The organism is Pseudomonas sp. NFACC42-2 (assembly GCF_900116055.1).
GTDB classification, from domain to species: Bacteria; Pseudomonadota; Gammaproteobacteria; order Pseudomonadales; family Pseudomonadaceae; genus Aquipseudomonas; species Aquipseudomonas marginalis.
In genome coordinates this window covers 80,858-101,961 of record NZ_FOZO01000019.1, presented here as the reverse complement: position 1 = coordinate 101,961, position 21,104 = coordinate 80,858, and the positions used below count along the sequence as shown (strand labels likewise).

Here is a 21,104-nt window from a genome sequence, read left to right as displayed (position 1 = left end):
CCCGTGAGGCTTGACCATATAACACCCAAGCAATTTGCGTCGAAAGGCCAGATTGCGGTGTGTGAAGACGCAATGAACCGAAAGTTCGAGATCTCACAAAACACCGACAGCTGTCACATACCCAATTTGCTGAAGCGAGGCCCGCTGGCCACGACTCAGTACCCGAATTTCTTGACGACCATAGAGCATTGGAACCACCTGATCCCATCCCGAACTCAGCAGTGAAACGATGCATCGCCGATGGTAGTGTGGGGTTTCCCCATGTGAGAGTAGGTCATCGTCAAGATTAAATTCCGAAACCCCATTTGCGAGAGCAGATGGGGTTTTGTTTTGCGCGCTGGAAAAGTGGGTACGCCTAGGCGGATGAGCTGTTGACTATCTTCAAGGGCAGCTGCCGTATCACCGAACCCGTCGAGAGGGAACTCACTTCAGAGTGCCGTTGGGGAATTCAATGCAAAGTGTTTCTGCATTTTTGGTATGGTGCAGCTCATTTCCCAAGGACTGATCTTTCATCGCAGGATGCGGCGTCGACCTTCTTCAACGAGATGCTGTAGAAATGCCTGAACCGATACCGATTAAAGATCACGAAAAAGAAAACCGCCTGGTCAACAAGCGCCTGCTCGCTTGTGCATTGTTGGTGATAGGCATTACGTGTGCCCTGGTGGGGCGTATGTATTTCCTTCAAGTCGTACAGTTCGACTACCACTCCACGATTTCTGAAAACAACCGCGTCCATGTGCTGCCCATCACTCCGACGCGCGGCCTTATCTATGACCGTAATGGCGTGGTGCTGGCTGACAATCGACCCAGCTACAACCTGACCATCACCCGCGAGCGCACTACTGACCTCAAGGGCGAACTCGACGCCATCGTCAACTTGCTGCACCTACCTGTCGAAGACCGTGCGTTGTTCGACAAGGCCCTGAAGCAGGCACGCCACCCATTCGTTCCGGTGACATTATTTTACGAGTTGACCGAAGAGCAAATCGCATTGCTGGCGGTGAATGAGTTCCGCTTGCCAGGAGTAGATGTAGAGCCGCAATTCGTCCGTCACTACCCGCTGGGTGCGCATTTTGCCCACTCCATCGGTTATGTGGGGCGGATCAATGAGAAAGAATCCAAAGCCCTCGACTCGGTGGAGTACCGTGGCACGCAGTCCATCGGCAAAACCGGTATCGAGCGTTTCTACGAGTCCGAACTGCATGGTCATGTCGGCTACGAAGAGGTTGAGACCAATGCCCAGGGCCGCGTACTCCGTGTGCTCAAGCACACCGACCCGATTCCTGGCAAAAATATCGTCCTGAGCCTCGACGTGAAGCTCCAGGAAGCTGCGGAAGAAGCCCTGGGTGATCGCCGTGGCTCAGTGGTTGCCCTCGATCCGCAAACCGGCGAAGTACTGGCCATGGTCAGCAAGCCGAGTTTTGACCCGAACCTGTTTGTCACCGGCATCAGTTTCAAGGAATATGCCGCGCTGCACGACTCTATTGACCGGCCGCTCTTCAACCGTGTGCTCCGGGGGCTCTATGCGCCTGGCTCGACCATCAAGCCGGAAGTGGCCATCGCTGGTCTCGACAGCGGTGTCGTCACCCCACAGACCCGTGTATTCGACCCCGGTTACTACCAGCTCCCCGACTTTGACCACAAATACCGCAATTGGAACCACAGCGGCGACGGCTGGGTAGACATGGACGCTGCCATCATGCGTTCCAACGACACTTACTTTTACGACCTTGCTCACAAGCTCGGCATCGACCGCCTGCACGACTACCTGGCGGAGTTTGGCCTTGGCCAGAAAGTCTCCCTGGACATGTTCGAAGAGTCCGCTGGCTTGATGCCATCCCAGGCTTGGAAGCGCGCCACGCGGCGCCAACCCTGGTTCCCGGGCGAAACCGTGATCCTCGGCATTGGCCAGGGGTATATGCAAGTCACTCCTCTGCAATTGGCCCAGGCCACGGCGTTGATCGCCAACAAGGGTGTGTGGAATCGCCCGCACCTGGCCAAGACGATCAATGGTGAGCCGCCGGTGGACCAGAACCCCATGCCCAACGTCGTCCTCAAGGATCCGCGTGATTGGGAGCAGGTCAACCACGGTATGCAGTTGGTGATGCATGACCCGCGAGGTATCGCCCGGGCCGCCGCACAAGGCGCGCAATACCGCATTGCCGGCAAGAGCGGTACTGCGCAAGTGGTTGCGATCAAGCAAGGTGAGCGTTACAACCGCGAAAAAACCCTGGAGCGCCATCGCGACAACGCGTTGTTCGTTGGCTTCGCTCCGGCCGAACATCCGAAGATAGTGATTTCGGTGATGATCGAAAACGGTGAGGCCGGTGGTCGCGTCGCGGGTCCGGTGGTGCGGCAAATCATGGATGCGTGGCTACTCGACCAGGACGGTCACCTGAAGCCGCAATATGCGACGCCGGCAAAAGCGCCAGGTGACCCCCACGTCTAAATCATGCCTTCCACTCGTCCCATTGCTCTATGCCTTCATGGGCAAGCCAGGGCACATCATGGGCCATCCAGATGTGCGAGGTGGGCCTGACGCCCGGATCATCGTCCAGCGTCGCCACCCGCACGATCACATGGGGCTGATGCCCACGTTCTGCTATCAGATGTGAGCCACAGCGCGAGCAGAAATGCCTGAGCTTGCCCGGCGAAGATTCAAAGGACGCCAACAGTTCCTCCCCCAGTGTCCAGCGAAAATGTTCGCGCGTTACGCCTGCAGTGGCGACAAACGGCGCCGCATGTATTTTGCGGCAGCTTGCGCAGTGGCAGTGGCTGATAGGCATGTCCAACTGGTCCACCTGATAGCGGACACCTTTGCAGAAGCAACTTCCATTCAATGGGTCAGTCATAAACGTATTGCCGGTTCAAGGACGGGGTCATCATGATTGCTTACAACCTGAGGTTGCGCATTATTTGGTGTCGCCTACTGTCAATGGAGGAGGTGACTTATGCACGTATTAGATCGCATTGAGCGAAAAGTTCTGCTGAACGCTTCACGTAAACAGGTCTGGGAAGCGCTCGCCAATGCCGAGCAATTCGGCGATTGGTTTGGTATCGCCCTCAAGGGCAAAGCCTTTGTCGCAGGGGAAACCATAGAGGCGCCGATTACCTACCCAGGTTACGAACACGTGATCTGGAAAGCCAAAATCGAACGCATCCTGCCGCAAACGTTGTTCTCTTTCTGGTGGCACCCCTTCGCGGTAGAAAAGGGCGTCGACTACGACAAGGAAACCCCGACACTGGTGGAATTCACCATTGAGGATCGGGCGCCGGGCATTTTGCTGCGGGTGGTTGAATCCGGTTTCAAGGCGGTGCCGGAGGCTCGTCGGCAAAAGGCCTTCAAGATGAACTCCCGTGGCTGGGACGAGCAGATGGGCAATATCGAAAACTATTTGAGCAAAGCACGTAGGGCGTGAGCCGCATAACGGGCATCATTAACGGATGCCCGTCCTTGTCGTTTCCAGTGTCCACGGGGGGAGTGACCTGGCCTTACGGTTAGAAATCCACCGTCGCGGACAACTTGGCTACGCGAGGATCGCCCTGGCTCAGGAACCCGCCCTGAGCCGATTCCCAGTATTTTTCGTTAGCGACGTTTTCCACAGTAACCCCGAGAGTTACATCACGCTGGTCCAGCGTGAACGTATAGCGCGCGCCTATATCGAAGCGGTTCCAGGCCGGCAGGCTCAAGTTGTTGGCTGCATCCGCGTACTGGCCACCGGTGCGCAGCATGCGCCCGTTGAGGGTCACGCCTTGCAGGGTGGGTACATCCCAGTCCACGCCCGCGTTGAGCTGGAAGGACGGTACACCAATGGCGCGGTTGCCATCGTTGGCACCGTTCTGTGTGTCCTTGAGTTCGGTCTTCATCATGGTCACACCACCCAGCAAACGCAGGCCGCTGACCGGTTCGCCGAAGACATTCAATTCGACGCCTTTATTGATCTGCTGGCCTTCACGAACGTAGCGTGCGGTGGTTGCATCGACGACCTCCGAGTAACCTGCTCCAGGCTGCTCGATACGATAAACCCCTAAGGTAGCGCCATAGGTACCCATGTCCACTTTGACGCCCGCTTCGATCTGCTTGGAGCGAGCGGGCGCGTAGGCCTGCCCGCCGCCAATCACAGTGCGGGTGCCTGCCACGAGCGGGGAAACCGGTCCTTGGGCCAAGCCTTCGATGCGGTTGGCGTACACCGACACGTGTTCCCATGGCTTGAACACAATGCCGTAGACCGGCGTGGTGATCGATTCGTCATAGTTGGCGGTGCGTGTACCGCTCATGTAGTTGTAACCCTGAACCACCATCTGCTGGCGACGTGCGCCGACGGTCACCAATAGGCGGTCATCGAAGAAGCCCAGGGTGTCGGAGACGGCTACGCTGCGCACGAATGTCTTGGCGGTAATGGTCGGGTCGCTGAAATCGGTGCCTGGGGTATTGCGCGGGTTGTTGAGGGTCGGTGGTGCGCCAGTCACAGGCGCGTAGATATTGGTCGCACTCGGTGAGCCGTTGAACACATAGGCGTTACGTGCCTGGGTCCAAATGCCCGCGAGGCCGAAGTTGAGTCGATGGCTGACGGCGCCGGTCTGGAATTTTCCGTTCAGGCCGCTCATTAGACTGGAGTTGTCTTCTTCGTGCGCGATGGTCGAGCGGCTGGATGTGGCATTGCCGAGGTTATCGGTCAGGGTCACCGATGAATATTGGCCCATTTCACGGCTGTGTTTGGCACCGGCTGCCGCATAAGCCGTCCAGTTTTCGTTCAGGTCATACTCGGCGCGCAGCATCCCCAAGGTGTCTTCAAGGTTGGTACTGCTCCAGCTCGGCGCATAGTTCGTGTCTGCTGAAGGCGCATCCGGTACATGGGTGGCGGTACCCAGGAATACCGAATTGCGCCCGCCGTTGATGCGCTGCTTTTGATAGACAAAATCACTCGATACGCGCAAAGCATCGCCGCGGTAATCCAGGCCGAGGGCAAACAGTTTGGAACGCTGGCTTTCATCGTCAATACCGGTATCCCCTTCGCGTTGGGACAGGTTTACCCGTGCACCAAAACGATTGTCTTCGCCGAACCGCTGGCCGATATCCACGTGTTCGCCTACACGGCCATCGCTGCTGATATCCGTGCTGAAGCGACGCAGCGGTACATCATCGGCGCGCTTGGGTTGCAGGTTCACGCCGCCGCCGATCCCCGAGCCGCCCGGTGTCACGCCGTTGATAAACGCGTTGGGCCCCTTGAACACTTCCACACGCTCCAGCGCGTCGGTAGAGATGATCTGACGTGGCAGGATGCCGTACAAGCCATTGTAGGAAATGTCATCGCCGTTCAACGGCAGGCCACGGATCATGAAGGTCTGCGCCTGGTTCGCATACCCCGACGCCTGGCGCACCGACGAGTCATTGAGCAGCACATCGCCGACGGTCTCGGCCTGCTGATCACGAATCAATTTTTCGGTATAGGAGGCCATGCTGAAGGGGACGTCCATGATGTCCTGGTTGCCCAGCACTCCCAATTGACCACCGCGTGCCACCTGACCGCCGCTGTACACGGGGGGAAGGGCACCTGGTCCGGGCCCGTCGGCGTTGATAGTGGTGGCACCCAATTCCAGTGTGCTGCCGTCCTAACGGTTGTTCGCATCCTGCGGGTTGACCGGGGTTGCAGCATGGGCGGCAAGGCTCAGGGAACAGCAAAGGGCGAGCAAGGTCGGACAAAACGGCACAGCGAATGGGCTACGGGTGGGCATGGTCGATCCTGACGGCGAACCGTCAATGTGAGAAGAGGGGGCAACAGGCGTTGCGCTTCCTCACTGCGCGAATACGACTCCGGCGCAGATGATAGTAATTATTATTAACGGCGTGCAACAAATTTGTCAGATTGCAGTCTGCGTGCGCGTTTACCTGCCGCGTTTGCGCAGATGCCGCGTAGAATCAACGCCTGAAAGCTATTCCAGAGGTGCGGTACGGTGGATTTACAGCAGGGTTTTGTCCTGACCCGGCATTGGCGCGACACCCCGGCGGGCACGGAGGTCAGTTTCTGGCTGGCCACAGACCAAGGACCACGGTTTATCCGCCTACCCGTGCAGACCTCGGTGATGTTTATTCCCGAGGTCCATCGCAAGCCGCTGGATTGGTTGCTCAAGGGCGAACGCGATATCGAATTGCGCTCGCTGCAACTCTGCGATTTCCATCACCGCCCGGTCCTGGGCCTTTACACGCGCCAGCACCGCCAGTTGATGGACGTGGAAAAGCGCCTGCGCGCCGCCGGTGTCGATGTCTACGAAGCCGATGTACGCCCGCCCGAGCGCTACATGATGGAGCGTTTCATCACCGCTCCGGTCTGGTTCGGGGGTACAGCGGATGCCGGTGGCGCCCTGTGCGACGCGCAGATGAAGCCCGCGCCCGACTACCGGCCGCCGCTCAAGCTGGTGTCCCTGGACATCGAGACCACCGCCCAGGGCGACCTCTACTCCATCGCCCTCGAAGGCTGCGGCGAACGCCAGGTGTACATGCTCGGCCCGCCGAACAAGACTGACGCGGTGGATTTCAAGCTCGACTACTGCGACACCCGCGTCCAACTGCTCGAGTGCCTCAACCAATGGCTCGCCACCCATGACCCCGATGCAATCATCGGTTGGAATGTGGTGCAGTTCGACCTGCGCGTACTCCACGAACATGCCCAGCGCCTCAACGTGCCGTTGATGCTCGGTCGCGGCGATGAGCCCATGGCCTGGCGCGAACACGGCAGCCGCAACCATTACTTCGCCGCGGCCGCGGGGCGCCTGATTATCGACGGTATCGAAGCCTTGCGTTCGGCCACCTGGAGCTTCGAATCCTTCAGCCTGGAAAACGTCGCGCAAACCCTGCTCGGCGAGGGCAAGGACATCTCCACACCGTATCAACGCATGGACGAAATCAACCGCATGTTCGCCGAGGACAAGCCCGCCCTGGCGCGTTACAACCTCAAGGACTGCGAGCTGGTCACGCGGATTTTCGAGAAGACCGAGCTGCTCAAGTTCCTGCTCGAGCGCGCCAGCGTCACCGGGTTGCCGGCCGACCGCAACGGCGGCTCGGTAGCGGCATTTACCCACCTGTACATGCCGCTGATGCACCGCCAGGGCTTCGTCGCGCCGAACCTGGGCGACAAACCGCCCCAGGCCAGCCCCGGCGGGTTTGTCATGGACTCGCGCCCCGGCCTCTACGAATCGGTGCTGGTGCTCGATTACAAAAGCCTCTACCCGTCGATCATCCGCAGCTTCCTGATCGACCCGGTGGGCCTGATCGAAGGCCTCAAGCACCCCGACGACAGCGACTCCGTCGAAGGCTTTCGCGGTGCACGCTTTTCTCGCACCCGGCACTGCCTGCCGGCCATCGTTGCGCGTGTCTCCGAAGGTCGCGAAGAGGCCAAGCGTGAGCACAACGCGCCGCTGTCCCAGGCGCTGAAAATCATCATGAATGCGTTCTACGGCGTACTCGGTTCCAGCGGTTGCCGCTTTTTCGATACACGCCTGGCTTCGTCGATCACGATGCGCGGCCACCAGATCATGCGCCAGACCCGCGAACTGGTTGAAGCCCAGGGGTATGAGGTGATCTACGGCGACACCGACTCCACCTTCGTGTGGCTCGGCAGCGCGCATTCCCAGGACGACGCCAGCCGTATCGGCCAGGCGCTGGTCAAGCACGTCAACGCCTGGTGGCGTGAGCACCTGCACAGCGCGTTCGGCCTGCAAAGTGCCCTGGAGCTGCAATACGAAACCCACTTCAGCCGCTTCCTGATGCCGACCATTCGCGGCGCGGAGGAGGGCAGCAAGAAGCGCTACGCCGGCCTGGTGGTACATGCCGACGGCAGCGAAGAGATGATCTACAAAGGCCTGGAGACCGTACGCAGCGACTGGTCGCCCCTGGCCCGCCGGTTCCAGCAGGAACTCTACCAGCGCATCTTCCACCGCCAGCCCCATCAGGACTACATACGCGACTACGTGCGCCGCACCTTGAGCGGCGAGTTCGATGAACTGCTGATCTACCGCAAGCGTCTGCGCCGCCAATTGGACGACTACGAGCGCAACGTGCCGCCCCATGTACGCGCGGCGCGCCTGGCCGATGAATACAACGACCGCCTGGGGCGACCGCGCCAGTACCAGCGCGGCGGCTGGATCCGCTACGTGATCAGCGTCAACGGCCCCGAACCGCTGGAAGTACGCCAGGCGCCGATTGATTACGACCACTACGTCACCCGGCAATTGCAACCGGTCGCGGATGCGATACTGCCGTTCGTGAGTGACGATTTCAGCACCCTGGTCGGCGGGCAAATGGGCCTGTTCTAAAATCCTTGATTCACCCTGGTGAGAGCCTGCACTCTTGGCCTCTGATGATCACCAGACGGCGTAGCTCTCCATGACCCTGCTCACCCTGACCGGCACCACGGTCGAACTCCAACCCCTGCAACGCGAACATGCGGCCGCCTTGCTTGCTGCTGCGGCCGATGGCGAGTTGTGGAACCTCAAGGTCACCCACGTACCGGGCCCGGATACCGTCGATAATTACATCGCCACCGCCTTGGCCGGGCGCGAGGCGGGCAGCATGATTCCTTTCACCCTCGTGCGCCGGGACACCGGCCAGGTGGTCGGCAGCACGCGGTTCTGGAAGGTCGACCGGGTCAATCGCAAGCTGGAGATCGGCCATACCTGGCTGGCGCAATCCACGCAAAAAAGCGCCATTAACACCGAAGCCAAGCTTCTGCTGCTGACCTACGCGTTCGAAGTGCTGAACTGCGTGCGCGTGCAATTTACCACCGACGAACTCAATGAAAAGTCCCGTGCTGCGATTCTGCGCCTGGGCGCCGTGCAGGAAGGCATCGTGCGTCACGAACGCATCATGCCCGACGGGCGCAAGCGCAACTCGGTGCGTTTCAGCATCATCGATTCGGAATGGCCGCAGGTGAAGGTCAACTTGCAGGCGAAACTGCAACGATAGGAGGAAAGACTCATGTACACACTCTATGGCATCGACGAATCCGGCTCCTGCATGATCGAAATCGCCCTGCAGCGGTGCGCGGTACCATGGCGACGAGTAGACGCCGCCTCCTGGGCCGACGGCGAGGGCCGCGACGAGCTTGCCCGTATCAACCCGCTCAAACAGGTGCCCACCCTGGTCACCCCCGATGGGCAGGTGCTGACGGAAAGTGCCGCGATCCTGATCCACCTGGGCCTGGCGTTTCCCGATGCGCATCTGCTGGGCGGCGACCGTGACCAGATCATCCGCGGCCTGGTGTACATCGCGGCCAATTGTTATTCGGCGATCGGCATCATCGACTACCCGCAACGCTGGCTGGGCAACGCCGATGAAGCGGTGCAGACGCAATTGACCACCGGCACCCGCCGCTATCTGCACCAGGCCTGGGTGGTGTTTGCCGAACAGTTTGCCGGCCAACTGTTCGCGCCCGACGGCGCACCGAATGCGCTGGGCATCATGGCGGCGGCGGTGTCGCGCTGGGATGAGGCGCGTGAGGCCTTGACTGCCCTGGCGCCAGGTTTTGCCCAGACCCTGGCGCAGGTGGATGCCGACCCGATCGTGGCGCCTGTCTTTGCCCGCCATTGGCCGGGCTGGAAGGTCTCGTAATGTTTGTGCAATCAAAGGAAACAATGCCGCATGTCGCCGCCAAGTCCTTGCGGAGCGGGCGTCCTGGCCTACGCTTTCTGAACGCGGTGTAGGAATCATCCTTGAATTTGACTGTCGCAGACATGAAACTCAAGAACCCTGCATGGAATTCAAAGGAGGTGCGCATGCTCATCCGGTCGCTGACCCTGGCTACCTTGATGGCTTTTACGGGGCCGCTGTTGGCTGCTGATGATATCAACCCGCTTAAGCAGGACCTGGGCAAAGCCCGGCCACTGGTGGTGGTGGAGCTTGATTCCGGCAACGACACACTGGCGACCCTCAAGAAACAACTGGACGAGCCTGCCACCAAGCAGTCCTTTGAAGAGCGCAGCATGGTGTTCTACACCGTGAAGTTCGGCAGCATCGGTGCCGAAGGGGAGAAGTTCGCCAAGGACCCCAAGGACAACAAGAAGCTCACGCCGCCCGAGACCAATGCGCTGATCCGCGCCCTCAAACTGGGCGCCGGCAGCGGCACCAAAGTGATCCTGGTGGGCAAGGATGGCGAGAAGAAAGTCGAGAAGACCGTGCCACCGGATACCCTCGACTTGAAAGAGTTTTTCAGCGCCATCGACCAGATGCCGATGGCCGAGAAAGAAACCGCCGCCGCCCCGGAGCCCGAGCCCGTTGCACCGGCTCCGGCCAAGGGCGCCAAGCCGGCGAAACACGCCGGCAAGCCCGCCGCGCAACAGCTGGATGACTGAACCCCATACTCGGTAGGAGCATGCTCGCTCCTACCGTTATCCGGCAGCCTTGCGCAGCGGAAATGGAAAGTAGAAAAACCGCAGGAACGCCACCCGCTTGATCACTTCCCCGATCAACAACGGCACCACCACCGCCACCACAAAGCCGATGCAGGCCGCGACAAACGCGTGCAGCCCCAGACGCTCCATCAAATCGAATGTCTTGTGCTGGATCTCCCCATGGAAGATCAGCAGGATCAGGGTCGACTGGCCGATGTAGGTCATGACCCGGGTGATCAGGGCCGACGCCATCAGCACCCGCGCCAACGCCCAGCACAGGTACACCCCAATCACCGCCAGCAGGCTGGTCCACAGCCAGTGGTCGTAGCGACGCTGCGCCAGGTCCATGGTGTCGCCCCGGTAGAGGAACACCGCCGCGAACAGCACCCCCGACACCAGCAGGGTCAGCAGGGAGCCCGCATGGGTACGCAGCCAGTCGCGCAGCAGGTAGCCGTAGACGAAACACGCGCTGCTGATCAGGGTGATATCCAGGCTGAAGGGCAAGCCGGGCAGCACCCAGGTTTGCCCGCCGAGAGTCACCGGCAGTTGCCAGAACCACGGCAGCATCCAGATGCCGATCAGCAGCGGCACCAGCATCACTGCACAGCTCACCGCCAGCGGCAGGCGCTGGATCAGCCGCAGTACCGCCCAACTGAACAGGATCGCCACCCAGAAGTGCGGCAAAAACCACAGCGCCTGCCACGGGATGGTGTCCACCGAGGCGTACAGCACGCCGCCGATATCCGGCAGCAGCGGTTGGCCGCGCAGCACATCGCGCACGATCACATACACCAGCATGGTGAAGAAAAACGGCTTGAGCAGGCCGTCGGCCTTACGCACCGCCATCTCGACAAACGGCTGTTCAGGTTTGAAAAACACCCCCGACAGAAAGAAGAACAACGGCAGTACGAACGACGCCAGGATCGGGTACATCAAGTCCGGCGACGTGGCGACAAACCAACTGTGGGCGTACACGATCACCAGGATGCCGATGCCCTTGGCGATATCCATTTGAATCCAGCGATTTTTCACCTGAGTGCTCCCGATCGATCATTCATGCCTTGCGCCACGGTTTGAGCCACAGCCCCATGCCGAGCAGCACCACGGCGCCCGCCAGGGTGCTCAGCCCCAGTTGCAGCCACACGCCCTCAATACCAAACAGCATCAGCGCCGCCAGCCCCATCAGCAGTGCACTGAGCAGCCAGTGCCGGGCCCAGGGCAGGGCGTCGAGCAAGGCCTGGCGCTGCATCAGCAACAGTGCGGTGCAGAGCACGCCGGCCAGTGCGGCCAAGGGGATGCCGGCCAGGCCGAACACAAGGGGCAGGGCAGCCAACAGCAACACGTTGACCAGGCTGCCGAGCAGCTCGCAGCGCAGTGGCTGGCGCGTATCGCCGGCGGCGTAGGCATAGCGCGCGAGCAAGGCGTTCCAGGCGCCGAACACCAACGGCACCGCAAACCAGGCCAGCAGCAGCGGCAATGGCGAATCCGTCGATTGCCTGGGCAGCAGCAATGCCACCAGGCTCGGGGCTGCCGCCACCAGGCCGACGCCGGCGGGCAGGGTCAGCACGCTGGCGGTTTCCAGGCCGCGCTTGAGCAGGGCCAGACGCTCATCGCCCTGGCGGCGGCTCATCATGCCCAACAGCACCTGGTTGAGACTCATCAGCGCAATCAGCGGCAGGTTCATCAGCTTGCGCGCCAGGTTGACCCAGGTCACCGCGCCTTCGCCCAGCAGCGACGCCACCAGCCGCTCGATCAGCGCCAACCCCTGGCTGGCGCCATTGCTCAGCAACAGCGGGCCGATGCGTTGGCCCAGCTCCCGCAGGGGCGCGAAGGACAGTTGCCAGCGCCACGGCCGCCAGCCTTGGCGCCACACCGAGGGCAACAGCGCCAGCGGCATCAACAGGCTGCCGGCCAGGCAGGCCAGGGCCAGCGCGTGCGGTTGGCTGGTAGTGCCCGCGAGGGCGAGGTACGTCACCGGTGGCAGGTTGAACAGCAACGAGCCCAGCCCCGCGAGGACAAAACGTTCGCCGGCCTGCAAGGGAATGCTGAACAGCCCATGCAACATCAAGCCCGGCACACACCACGCGACGATCTGCAGGTTGCTGCTGGCCAAGACTGTGGCGGTGTCGGCCAACCCCGGGCCGAGCATTTGCACCAGCCACGGCGCCAACAGCGTCAGCAGCAGGCTGATGACCAGCGCGATCAGCAGCAACGCCGGGAACAGCACCGCCAGCCACTCCAGGCGTTCGCCATGCTTGCGTTGCAGGTACAAGGGCAGCGCGGCGGCGCTCAGCACACCGCCGGCCAACGACATGCGCAGCGCTTCCGGCAAAAACAGCGCGATCAGGAAGGCATCGCTGCGCTCTCCGGCGCCCCAGGCCGCCACCAGCAACCATTCACGGGCGAATCCCAGGCACAGGCCCACCAGGGTCGCCAGGGTCAGCCAGGCGGCGGAGCCGAGCATCAGGGCCGTGCCCCATCAGGCAGGTGTTTGCGGTAAGCCACGGTCTTCACCTGCGGCAGCCGCGCCGGAAACAACCGCCGCGCCTCCAGCACATTGATGCCCACCATCAGCCAGAACAACGCCACCATCACCACCGCAAAACTGAAGTAGTGGTCGAACAGGCCGCTGACCAGCGCCGACAGAATCCCGCCGGTGGTGCCCAGCCACAGGGCATTGTCCTTGGTCAGGCGGATCGGGCCTTTTTGCGGACGCGCCTCACGCCACCAGCGCACGGTCACCGCCACAAAGAACAGCATGCCGACGATGCCGGTCTTGTAGATGAAGTTCAGCCACAGGTTGGAGATCCCCAACAGGTGGGTGCCCGGTACCGGCGGGTCAACCTTGAAGCCGATCCCGAACGGATAGGACACCACCGCCTGCGGGAACATGCGGTACTCGTCGAACCGCACTTCGGTACTGGCGTTGTCCGAGGAGAAAATCGTCGCCAGGCGTTCCTGCAACGGTGGGTAGGCCATTACCAGTGCCACGGTCAGCGCCGCGCCGATCATCAGCAGGCGCCCGGTGTAAGGCACGCGGCGCGTAGCCATCCACACCAGCACCAACGCCAGGCTGACCATCGCGCCGCGGCTGCTGGCCAGCAGCAACGCGGCCGCGCCCAGGCAGGCGACGCCCAGGCCCAGCGCACGTTTCCAGCCCTGTTCGGTCACGCCGAAGCAGAAGGCCAGGGGCAGCAGCAATGCCATGATTCCGCCGATGGCATTCGGGTGCATCCACGGCGAACCCATGCGCGAAGACATGGCCTCCAGGCCGAATTTCAACATGTCGAAGTTGCCGTAGTTGAACAACGCCAGAATCGGCGCAATGCCGGCCCCGGAGCGCGTGCGCACGAACACCGCAATCGACAGCACCAGCATCGCCAGGCTGCCCAGCAACAGGGCGATCACCAAGGATTCACGCTGCTTGCGGTCCACCAGCAATCTGGCGCAGAGGAACACCGCCGACAGGCTCAGCAACCAGCGCAGCCAGTTGGCCACGCCGCTGCTGTCGGCGTGGACGGTGACTTGGCCGACGATGAACGGGAACACGCTGAACAGCATCAGCCACAGCAGCATCTGGTCGGTGGGGCGGCGGGTCAGGCTGGGCGTATCGGGCAGGCGTGCCAGGAAGTTGTGCCACAGCACCGCGCCCCAGGTCAGGGCCAGGATCGCTTCGCTGACGGTGCTGCGGATCCCCAGGTTGAGGGTCGAGTACGGCATGAACGTGGCGATCAGGGCAAACAGCAACAGGCCCCAGAACGGAAAGCGCAGGATGGTCACCGCCCCGGCCAGGCCGACTACGGCGAGAAACGCCTTGGCCGGCGACAGCAACAGGGCGAGGGCGCCAAACAGCAGGCCGAAGAGGATCGCGACGAGGCTTGCCAGGTTCACTCTCACTGAAGTTCCTCGATCAGTTCGGCCAGGCGCTGGCGATAAGCATGATGGTTGAAACGTTGCGCCCACAGGCGCCGTTGCTCGGCGCAGTCTTCCTCCGGCCGCGCGCCCAGGCTGAGCATCAATTGCACCAGCGCCGGGCCATCGGTGGGCGAAAACCGCGGGGCCGACGGCGGGGTGATTTCATCCAGCGAAGTGCCGCTCGCCACCGCCACCGGCGTCCCGACGCTCAGGGCCTCGATCACCGGCAGGCCAAAGCCTTCGGCATAGGACGGCTGCCACAGGCGTGACGCCTGGCGGTACAGCCCCTGCAACTCGGCGTCCGACACGCCGCTCAGCGCGCGAATCCCCGGCAATGTGCGCTGGGCTTCGGGCAAGTGTTCCAAACTGCCCACCAGCACCAACTCCGGCAGCGAAGGGGATTGGCGCCGCGCCTGCTGCCAGGCGTCCACCAAAAACGGCACGTTCTTGCGCAACTCGCGGGTGCCCACCAGCAGCCAGTAGCGCTCGGGCAATTGATGCCGGCTCAGGTCCGCCACCAGCCCGGCAAAGCCATCGACCTGATTGGGCAGCACACGAATCTTGCCCACCGCCTTGGGAAACAGCCGCGCGGTTTCATCGGCGCTGTATTGCGACGGCGTCCACACGCGGTCGGCGCTGTGCACCGCGTAGGTAATCGACAGGCGATCGCTGGTCTTGTAGATCAGCGCCTTCAAGCGGTTGGCATGGTAGTTGTCCAGGGTGATCTGGAACAGGTCATGCAGCAGTACCACCGTGCGCAAACCCTTCGGCTTGGGCGGTAACGGCAGGCCCATGTTGAAGGTGCTGATGTACAGGTCGATACGCTCCTCGCGCAAGGCGCGCGGCAGAAAACCGGCCTCAAAGCGCAGACGATTCTGCGGCTGGTGCATGGCGGTCTTGGCACAGCCCCACGCCGGGCAGTGGGCCTGCAGGCGCGTTTCATCGCCCAGTGGCGCCACGGTAAACCGTTCAAGCTCAATGCCCGGCAAGGTGTGCAGGGCGCTTTCCAGTGCATACACCTGGCGGCTGATGCCCGATTGCGGCGAGGTGCCGACGGTGCGGTAATCCAGGCCTATACGCATGCGGGCTCCCTCTGGCTCAACGGTACGAGGCTGGCGTACACCTGCTCCAATTGGCTGGCGGCGACGCTCCAGTCATGGGCGCGGCGCACATAGGCGCGGCCGGCCTCACCCATCGGGGCGGCGGCTTCAGGACATTGCAGCAGGCGCACCACGGCATCGGCCAGGTCGTCGGGGCTTTGCCCACCGAGGTAGTCCAGGCCTTCCACCAGGTCCAGCCCCGACACGCCTTGTTCGGTGCTGGCCAGCGGCAGGCCGGCGGCCAGGGCTTCGAGCACCTTGAGCTTGGAGCCGCCGCCGTGGCGCAACGGCGCCAGGAACACCGAACAGCTCGATTGCAGGTCGAGCAGGTTGGGTACGAAGCCTTGCCATTCGATACGCGGGTCTTTCCAGCGCTCGCGCCAGCTGCCGGGCATGCCGAAGCCGCACACGCTCATGCGCGCATCCGCACAGCGAGCCCAGACCTTGGGCAGGATTTCATCCAGGGCCCATTCGATGGCGTCCACGTTCGGCGCGTATTCATAGTTGCCGAGGAACAGCACGCGGCGTGTCGACGGGTCGGGATGGGCGGCGGCGAAGTGATCGCAGTCCACGCCATTGACCACCACCGGTACGGGTTTGCCGGCGATTTTTTCCAGGGTGTGCGCATCGTTTTGAGTGACCGCCACCACCTGCGCGGCCTGGCGCATCACCCGGCGTTCCCAGCGGGCATAGCGCCATTGATCGTAGCGAATGAACGGCAGCGACCAACGCGGCAAGCGGTCGTAGGTAGCCGCGCCCAGGGCCGATTCCACATTGTGTTCGGTCAGCACAAAGGGCTGTGATTTACGCGCCAGCGCATCTTCGTAAGGCTGGAAACTGTAGCTGTGCTCGATCTGCACCACGTCCCACTGCTCACCCAGCAACCAGTTGAAGGTGTCCTGCAACTCGCCCGCCAGCCCATTCACGCTGGCCAGCAGCGGGTAGGGGGCAAACAGCCCCGCCACCAGGGTCTTGAGGCTGCGCAACGGGCGGCGCGGCAGGATGATCAACTGTTCGACAAACGCTTCCAGCACCTGGCGGTCGGCAGGGGACACCGGATGCTTGTCATGCAGCAGCAAGGTGATCCGATGCCCCCGCGCCGCCAGGCTGCGCAGCAGGTGGAACTGGCGGGTCTTGCCGCCGCTGGTGGCGGGCCAGGGCGAGTAGGGCAGGATCCATAAAATGCGCATGGCGGGCCTCACTCCCATAACAGAATTTGCAGGTTCGGCTTGACCCTGACGGTCAGCCCGTGGGTGCCGCTCACTGGGGTTTGCGTACCGCGCAGCGGGTCATACAGGGTGGCGCTGGCCAGGTTGGGCAGGTGTGCGTTGCCGCCCCCGGCCGCCCAGAAGAACCATAGCTTGCGCCCGTCGGCGCGGGTCCAGCCGATGCTGAACAGGCCGTCGGGCAACTGATCGGCGCTGGGCGGATCGCCGGGGGTGAGCGTCGGACCGCTGACGTCGAGGAAATTTTTCAGCGCGGTGTAGACCGGCTTGGGGTTGGCGTCGATGTCGAGCAAGCCGTAAGACTGGTCCCGCACACTGGCGCGCTGGTCCAGATCACTGAGGGTAAACAGGAAGATCCGGTCGTAATCCAGCGCACTCATCAGCGCCAGGCGGCGCACCACGTAATCGGCCTGGGCCTGTGGGGTGATGATGTCCTGGGCGTCTTTGGGACCGGTGTAGGTCGACCAGCCCCATTCGGTGCTCCACAGGGTCTGCACGCCGCCGCTGCGCAGGGCCTGGTTGAGCGTGGTGGTTTTGGCGATAAAGTCCAGGTTGGCCGGGTCGTTGCCTTCGGGCAATTGGGTATAAGGGTGGTACGAGACGACGGTATTGAGGCTGGCCACGCCCAGGGCGCCGAGGGCATCGAACATGCTCTGGCCGTTGGGCATTTCGCTGAAGAATGCCATGCCGGCGGCCACCACCGGTTTGCTCGGGTTCATTGCGCGCAACGCGGCGGCGGTGGTGGTCAGCAGCGCGGCGTAGCCGGCCGGGTCGGCTGCCGGGCGCCAGAAGCCCAGCAGGTTCGGTTCGTTCCACACCTGCCAGGCGTCGACACTGGGATAGCGCTGGGCCAACAGCGCCATGCGGTTGGCGAAAACGTTAGGATCTTTTGGCGGGTACTGGTCCTGATACGGCGCACCCACCGGCGCAGTGGTGGCGAACGGCGCCGACCCGACCAGGTAGAACACTGACTTGAGCTGGTTGTCCTGCAGTTTGCCCACCAACTGATCCAGCGTCGCAACCTGGTACTGCCCTTCGACCGGCTCCAGCTGGTCCCAGTGCAAATCCAGGCGTACCCACTCCAGGCCCAGCGCCTTGAGACGGTCGATCTGCTTCTGATAGCGCTCAGGGGCGAACCACAGGAACTGCGCGTTCACCCCGAGGAAATCCTTCCACACCACGGTTTTGTTGCCCTTGAGCACATGGCTCTCGGCATCGGCCTGGCGCCCCCACAAAAACGCGGTCAGGCCCAGGGCAGCGACTACGACCAGGGTGGCGACGTAGGTGCGTTTACGCGCCATGGTGGCTGCCCTCGATGGCTTGCTCAAACAGTGCCTTGAACTTTTGCGCGGTCAACGGCCATAAGCGCTCGCGGCCGATTTCGCCGGCGCGTTCGGCCCACTCCCGGGCCAGCAGCGGCGTGCGCGCCAGGCGCAGCAGTTGCTCGCTGAGGGCATCCACATCGCCTTCGGGGTAGATGGCACCGTTGCCGCTGGCGACTTCCTCGGCAAACGCGCGAGCGTCGGAGGTAATCGCCCCACGCCCGCAGGCGGCAGCCCAGGACAGCGCGCCACTGGTCCCGCGCTGGCGCCCGAGCAGGCCGAGTTTTTTCGATTCGCGATAGGGCAGCACCATCACATGGTGGGCCTGGATGGTCTGGGCAATCTCGTCGGCCGGCAGGTTCAGCTGCCAGTCGATGGTATCCGCCAAGCCGAGTTCAGCGATCTGCTTGTTCAACTGCTCCAGGTAATTACCACCCGCGCCAAACGCCATTTCGGCGGCGGTGCCACCGGCCAGGGTCAGGCGCACACGCTCACGCAATTCGGGGGCCTGCTTGAATACGCCGGCCAGGGCCTCTAACAGGTCTTCGATGCCTTTACCCCGGTAGATAAACCCGAAGTACAGCAGGCGCAGCGTATCCAGGGGCGGCAGCGGCGCCGATGGAATTGCCAGGTTGGCATGGTTGATCACCGCGACTTTCCCCGCCGGCAGTTGCATGCGTTGGCCCAGGCACTCGGCGCCCAGGCGGGTGAGGGTGATCAAGCGGGTCAAGCCGGCGGCGACCTGGCGCTCTTCACGCAAGGTCAGCGGATCGGCCAGCACCACTGCCGCCTGTGGCATCGGGCTGGGCAAGCGCTCCAGCAGGTTCAACGGGAATGGCAAGCGCTCACGCCGCCAGACGATGCGTTCCGGATCATGCACCGTGGCGGTCAAGGGCAGTGCCGGGTAGGCCTTGCGCAATTCGCGCAGGGCCAGGAACTCCCCCAGCCGTCCACCGCCCAGCTCGGCGTGGACCAGGTCCACGCTGTGCCAGTCGAACCCACCGATGGCCTGTTTGATCGCCTCGCTGTTGCCCGCCACCCCGGCCAACGGCGTCAGCACCGTCACCTCCAGTTGTTCCAGTGCCGTGCGGAAATGGTTCGCGTAGTCGGCGATGCCATTTTTCTCCGGTGGCAACGGGGCGAGCAGGGCGACGCGCATCAGAACGCCCCCCGGTACTTGGCGATGGTTTTCAGCACCTTGGCCGGCACTTCGAATTTGCGCCGGTTGATGATGATGCCGTCGACCTTGCCGAACGCGGTGTTAAGGATCGACAGCGCGTGCTCCACCACCGGCACCGTGCTCTTCTGCGCTTCCACCACCAGCCCGATCAGGTCGGCCCGACGCAGGTTGATAAACGCATCGCGGTTATCCAGCAGCGCCGAGGCGTCCAGCAGCACCACTTCACCTGGCGCCGCCGGTTCGGCGCCGCCCACACGCACGTTGATACCGTTTTCCTGCAGCAACTGACGCAGTTGTTCCACCACGAAGGTCACCCCTTCGCCATGACGTGCCGAGGTCAGCCCCAGGGTCAGGCCCTGCTCGGCGATGCGCTCCAACTGCAGCAACCCGTACAGCCGGTAGATGCTCGCATTGAACGCGTTGGTGCTTTGGGCGGTGCTGGTGTCCAGCTCGGGCAAGGTGGTCCACAGCGGCAGGCCGAACTTGCGTTCCGCCAGGCCGCCATCGTGGATGCGCTGGTCGAGCAGGTAGCACAGGTAGATCACCAGCAGGCCGACGACGACGGCGAACGGGACCGCCAGCACCAGCATCACCAGGGTTTTAGGGAAGATACGGCCGGGGTTCAGGGTGGCCTCTTCGATCACCGCGATGTTGCTGATCTGGCTGTTATCCAGTTCACGGTCGATGCGTGATTTCTCCAGGTTGTCCACATACAACGCGTAGTTGCGTTCGGCGGCGCCCAGCTCTCGGGCGAGGCGTGTCAGTTCCGGTTCGATCTCCAGGGCTTGCTTGCGCTGGGCTTCGAGGTTGGCCAGTTGTTTCTGTTGTTGAGTCAGTTGGGTACGCAGCGCGACGTTGTTGCTCGACTCATCCAGCAGTACTCGCTGCAAGTGGATTTCCAGGGTATTGGGCGCGCGGTTTTCCGAGCTTTGCACGGTGTTGCTTTCACTCGCGACATGGGCCTGCATTGCGCGGATCGACGCATCCAGGGCTTTGACCGGCGGCGCGTTGTCCGTGTAGGTGCGCATCATGTCGGCCTTTTCCAGCAGCTTCTGGTTCAGCAGGCGACGCAAGTCCTGCTGCTGGGGGTTCAGTGCGATCTGGCGCACCGTGGTGACTTCCTTGGGCTGGCTCTTGAGCTGGGTGCGGGTGCTCTGGATGGCGCTGTCGGAGGAGGCGATCAGGCGCGTGGTGTTGAACGTTTCGCCCCGCAGTACGTTGATGCGCTCGGACAAGTCTTCCAGGCGATCGGTGATGCTCGCCGCGCCGATCTGGTTCAGGTGCGTGAGGATCTGTTGCTTGTAGCTCTGGATCTCGGTGGCGCTGGTGGCGACCTGGCCTTCATAGAAGACGTACAGGCTCTTGCGCCCCAGGGCCTGGGTGCGTTCGTTGACATAGGTCTCGACCCAATCCTTGACCACCGCCTGGGCTATCTCCGGGTCGCCCCAGGTAAAGGTGATGTCCATCACCGTGGAGCCGGCCGCGTGGCTCACCTCGAAGTTCTTTTCCAGGCCCGCCGCCAGGCGCTCCACCGGTGTGGTTTTTTCCACCACGCCGACAGTTTCCAGTACCACGCGGATGCCATCGAACACCGCGCCTATACCACTCTTGACGTAGTACTTGGTGCGCTTCCAGAAGCCTTCCGGTGGCGGTGCGTTACTGATCACTTCCAGGTAGTGCTCGGCCACCGCCCGCACAATCGGGCGCCCGGTGAGCAGCCGCTCCTCGTCGACAATCGGGTCGCGCTGGGTGCTGGGCATCACCAGCGCCTGGCGGTTGCTGATCTCGATGGGCAAGGTCGAATCACGCCCCGGCTTGACCAGCAGGCGCGCCGTGGATTCGTACTTGGCCGGCAGCAGGAAAGCCCCCAGCAGAATGATCACCAGCGCCGCAATGGCGGCCAGTTTGAACTCGTGGCGGAAGATGAAGAACAGGCGTAGCAGATCACGAAAAGAACGGATCTCGATCATGGGAT

15 protein-coding genes, 1 rRNA gene and 1 pseudogene are annotated in these 21,104 nt (G+C 62.4%); 7 read left to right on the top strand and 10 right to left on the bottom strand.

Going from position 1 to position 21,104, the window contains the following annotated elements:
- Positions 1 to 170: 170 nt before the first annotated feature.
- Positions 171 to 286, top strand: a 5S ribosomal RNA gene (gene rrf, locus BM416_RS24785).
- 270 nt (positions 287 to 556) lie between these two features.
- Positions 557 to 2,449: a penicillin-binding protein 2 gene (mrdA, locus tag BM416_RS24780; RefSeq protein ID WP_092489799.1), complete on the top strand. Its 1,893-nt coding sequence runs from the start codon at positions 557 to 559 to the stop codon at positions 2,447 to 2,449.
- Between the two features lies 1 nt (position 2,450).
- On the opposite strand, the gene BM416_RS24775 is transcribed toward mrdA, so the two are convergent.
- Positions 2,451 to 2,852, bottom strand: coding sequence for a GFA family protein (locus BM416_RS24775; RefSeq protein ID WP_092489798.1), 402 nt, complete (start codon positions 2,850 to 2,852; stop codon positions 2,451 to 2,453).
- A 99-nt stretch (positions 2,853 to 2,951) separates the two neighbouring features.
- Between BM416_RS24775 and BM416_RS24770 the strand changes: the two genes are divergently transcribed.
- Positions 2,952 to 3,419, top strand: coding sequence for an SRPBCC family protein (locus BM416_RS24770; protein WP_092489797.1), 468 nt, complete (start codon positions 2,952 to 2,954; stop codon positions 3,417 to 3,419).
- A 79-nt stretch (positions 3,420 to 3,498) separates the two neighbouring features.
- On the opposite strand, the pseudogene BM416_RS24765 reads toward BM416_RS24770, so the two are convergent.
- A pseudogene (locus BM416_RS24765) lies at positions 3,499 to 5,736 on the bottom strand (TonB-dependent receptor).
- 219 nt (positions 5,737 to 5,955) lie between these two features.
- On the opposite strand from BM416_RS24765, the gene BM416_RS24760 reads away from it, so the two are divergent.
- The 4 genes from BM416_RS24760 to BM416_RS24745 all read left to right on the top strand — a co-directional run bounded on the left by BM416_RS24760 (position 5,956) and on the right by BM416_RS24745 (position 10,347).
- Positions 5,956 to 8,313, top strand: coding sequence for a DNA polymerase II (locus BM416_RS24760; RefSeq protein ID WP_092489796.1), 2,358 nt, complete (start codon positions 5,956 to 5,958; stop codon positions 8,311 to 8,313).
- Positions 8,314 to 8,383: 70 nt separating this feature from the next.
- Positions 8,384 to 8,962 (top strand): GNAT family N-acetyltransferase, encoded by a 579-nt coding sequence (locus tag BM416_RS24755; RefSeq protein WP_092489795.1) that lies wholly within the window; start codon positions 8,384 to 8,386, stop codon positions 8,960 to 8,962.
- Between the two features lie 12 nt (positions 8,963 to 8,974).
- Entirely contained in the window at positions 8,975 to 9,607 is a 633-nt protein-coding gene (locus BM416_RS24750; RefSeq protein ID WP_092489794.1) for a glutathione S-transferase N-terminal domain-containing protein, read from the top strand.
- 164 nt (positions 9,608 to 9,771) lie between these two features.
- Entirely contained in the window at positions 9,772 to 10,347 is a 576-nt protein-coding gene (locus tag BM416_RS24745; protein WP_065926894.1) for a DUF4174 domain-containing protein, read from the top strand.
- A 36-nt stretch (positions 10,348 to 10,383) separates the two neighbouring features.
- On the opposite strand, the gene BM416_RS24740 is transcribed toward BM416_RS24745, so the two are convergent.
- Genes BM416_RS24740 through BM416_RS24705 form a run of 8 tightly spaced genes read right to left on the bottom strand, consistent with a single transcriptional unit; the run spans position 10,384 to position 21,099 of the window.
- The gene (locus tag BM416_RS24740; protein ID WP_092489793.1) at positions 10,384 to 11,418 is read right to left on the bottom strand and encodes an acyltransferase family protein; all 1,035 of its coding nucleotides are present in this window, start codon (positions 11,416 to 11,418) and stop codon (positions 10,384 to 10,386) included.
- A gap of 22 nt (positions 11,419 to 11,440) precedes the next feature.
- Entirely contained in the window at positions 11,441 to 12,850 is a 1,410-nt protein-coding gene (locus BM416_RS24735) for a lipid II flippase MurJ (RefSeq protein WP_092489792.1), read from the bottom strand.
- Positions 12,850 to 14,277 (bottom strand): O-antigen ligase family protein, encoded by a 1,428-nt coding sequence (locus BM416_RS24730; protein WP_092489791.1) that lies wholly within the window; start codon positions 14,275 to 14,277, stop codon positions 12,850 to 12,852. Before BM416_RS24730 ends, BM416_RS24735 begins: the two co-directional genes overlap by 1 nt.
- Before the next feature lie 2 nt (positions 14,278 to 14,279).
- The gene (locus BM416_RS24725) at positions 14,280 to 15,383 is read right to left on the bottom strand and encodes a glycosyltransferase family 4 protein (protein ID WP_092489790.1); all 1,104 of its coding nucleotides are present in this window, start codon (positions 15,381 to 15,383) and stop codon (positions 14,280 to 14,282) included.
- A complete protein-coding gene (locus tag BM416_RS24720; RefSeq protein ID WP_092489789.1) occupies positions 15,374 to 16,591 on the bottom strand; it encodes a glycosyltransferase family 4 protein in 1,218 nt (405 codons plus the stop codon). Before BM416_RS24720 ends, BM416_RS24725 begins: the two co-directional genes overlap by 10 nt.
- Positions 16,592 to 16,599: 8 nt before the next feature.
- Complete coding sequence (locus tag BM416_RS24715) at positions 16,600 to 17,928, bottom strand: GH39 family glycosyl hydrolase (RefSeq protein WP_092489788.1); 1,329 nt, start codon at positions 17,926 to 17,928, stop codon at positions 16,600 to 16,602.
- Positions 17,918 to 19,108 (bottom strand): glycosyltransferase, encoded by a 1,191-nt coding sequence (locus BM416_RS24710; protein ID WP_092489787.1) that lies wholly within the window; start codon positions 19,106 to 19,108, stop codon positions 17,918 to 17,920. Before BM416_RS24710 ends, BM416_RS24715 begins: the two co-directional genes overlap by 11 nt.
- Entirely contained in the window at positions 19,108 to 21,099 is a 1,992-nt protein-coding gene (locus BM416_RS24705; RefSeq protein ID WP_092489786.1) for a GumC family protein, read from the bottom strand. The genes BM416_RS24710 and BM416_RS24705 overlap by 1 nt, the downstream gene beginning before the upstream one ends.
- Between the last annotated feature and the right edge of the window lie 5 nt (positions 21,100 to 21,104).

What these genes read in the sequence shown, in the direction of transcription:
- BM416_RS24710 (WP_092489787.1), bottom strand. Translation starts at nt 19,108, where the DNA reads ATGCGCGTCGCCCTGCTCGCCCCGTTGCCACCGGAGAAAAATGGCATC.
- mrdA (WP_092489799.1), top strand. Translation starts at nt 557, where the DNA reads ATGCCTGAACCGATACCGATTAAAGATCACGAAAAAGAAAACCGCCTG.
- BM416_RS24715 (WP_092489788.1), bottom strand. Translation starts at nt 17,928, where the DNA reads ATGGCGCGTAAACGCACCTACGTCGCCACCCTGGTCGTAGTCGCTGCC.
- BM416_RS24755 (WP_092489795.1), top strand. Translation starts at nt 8,384, where the DNA reads ATGACCCTGCTCACCCTGACCGGCACCACGGTCGAACTCCAACCCCTG.
- BM416_RS24770 (WP_092489797.1), top strand. Translation starts at nt 2,952, where the DNA reads ATGCACGTATTAGATCGCATTGAGCGAAAAGTTCTGCTGAACGCTTCA.
- BM416_RS24725 (WP_092489790.1), bottom strand. Translation starts at nt 15,383, where the DNA reads ATGCGTATAGGCCTGGATTACCGCACCGTCGGCACCTCGCCGCAATCG.
- BM416_RS24735 (WP_092489792.1), bottom strand. Translation starts at nt 12,850, where the DNA reads ATGCTCGGCTCCGCCGCCTGGCTGACCCTGGCGACCCTGGTGGGCCTG.
- BM416_RS24705 (WP_092489786.1), bottom strand. Translation starts at nt 21,099, where the DNA reads ATGATCGAGATCCGTTCTTTTCGTGATCTGCTACGCCTGTTCTTCATC.
- BM416_RS24750 (WP_092489794.1), top strand. Translation starts at nt 8,975, where the DNA reads ATGTACACACTCTATGGCATCGACGAATCCGGCTCCTGCATGATCGAA.
- BM416_RS24720 (WP_092489789.1), bottom strand. Translation starts at nt 16,591, where the DNA reads ATGCGCATTTTATGGATCCTGCCCTACTCGCCCTGGCCCGCCACCAGC.
- BM416_RS24745 (WP_065926894.1), top strand. Translation starts at nt 9,772, where the DNA reads ATGCTCATCCGGTCGCTGACCCTGGCTACCTTGATGGCTTTTACGGGG.
- BM416_RS24775 (WP_092489798.1), bottom strand. Translation starts at nt 2,852, where the DNA reads ATGACTGACCCATTGAATGGAAGTTGCTTCTGCAAAGGTGTCCGCTAT.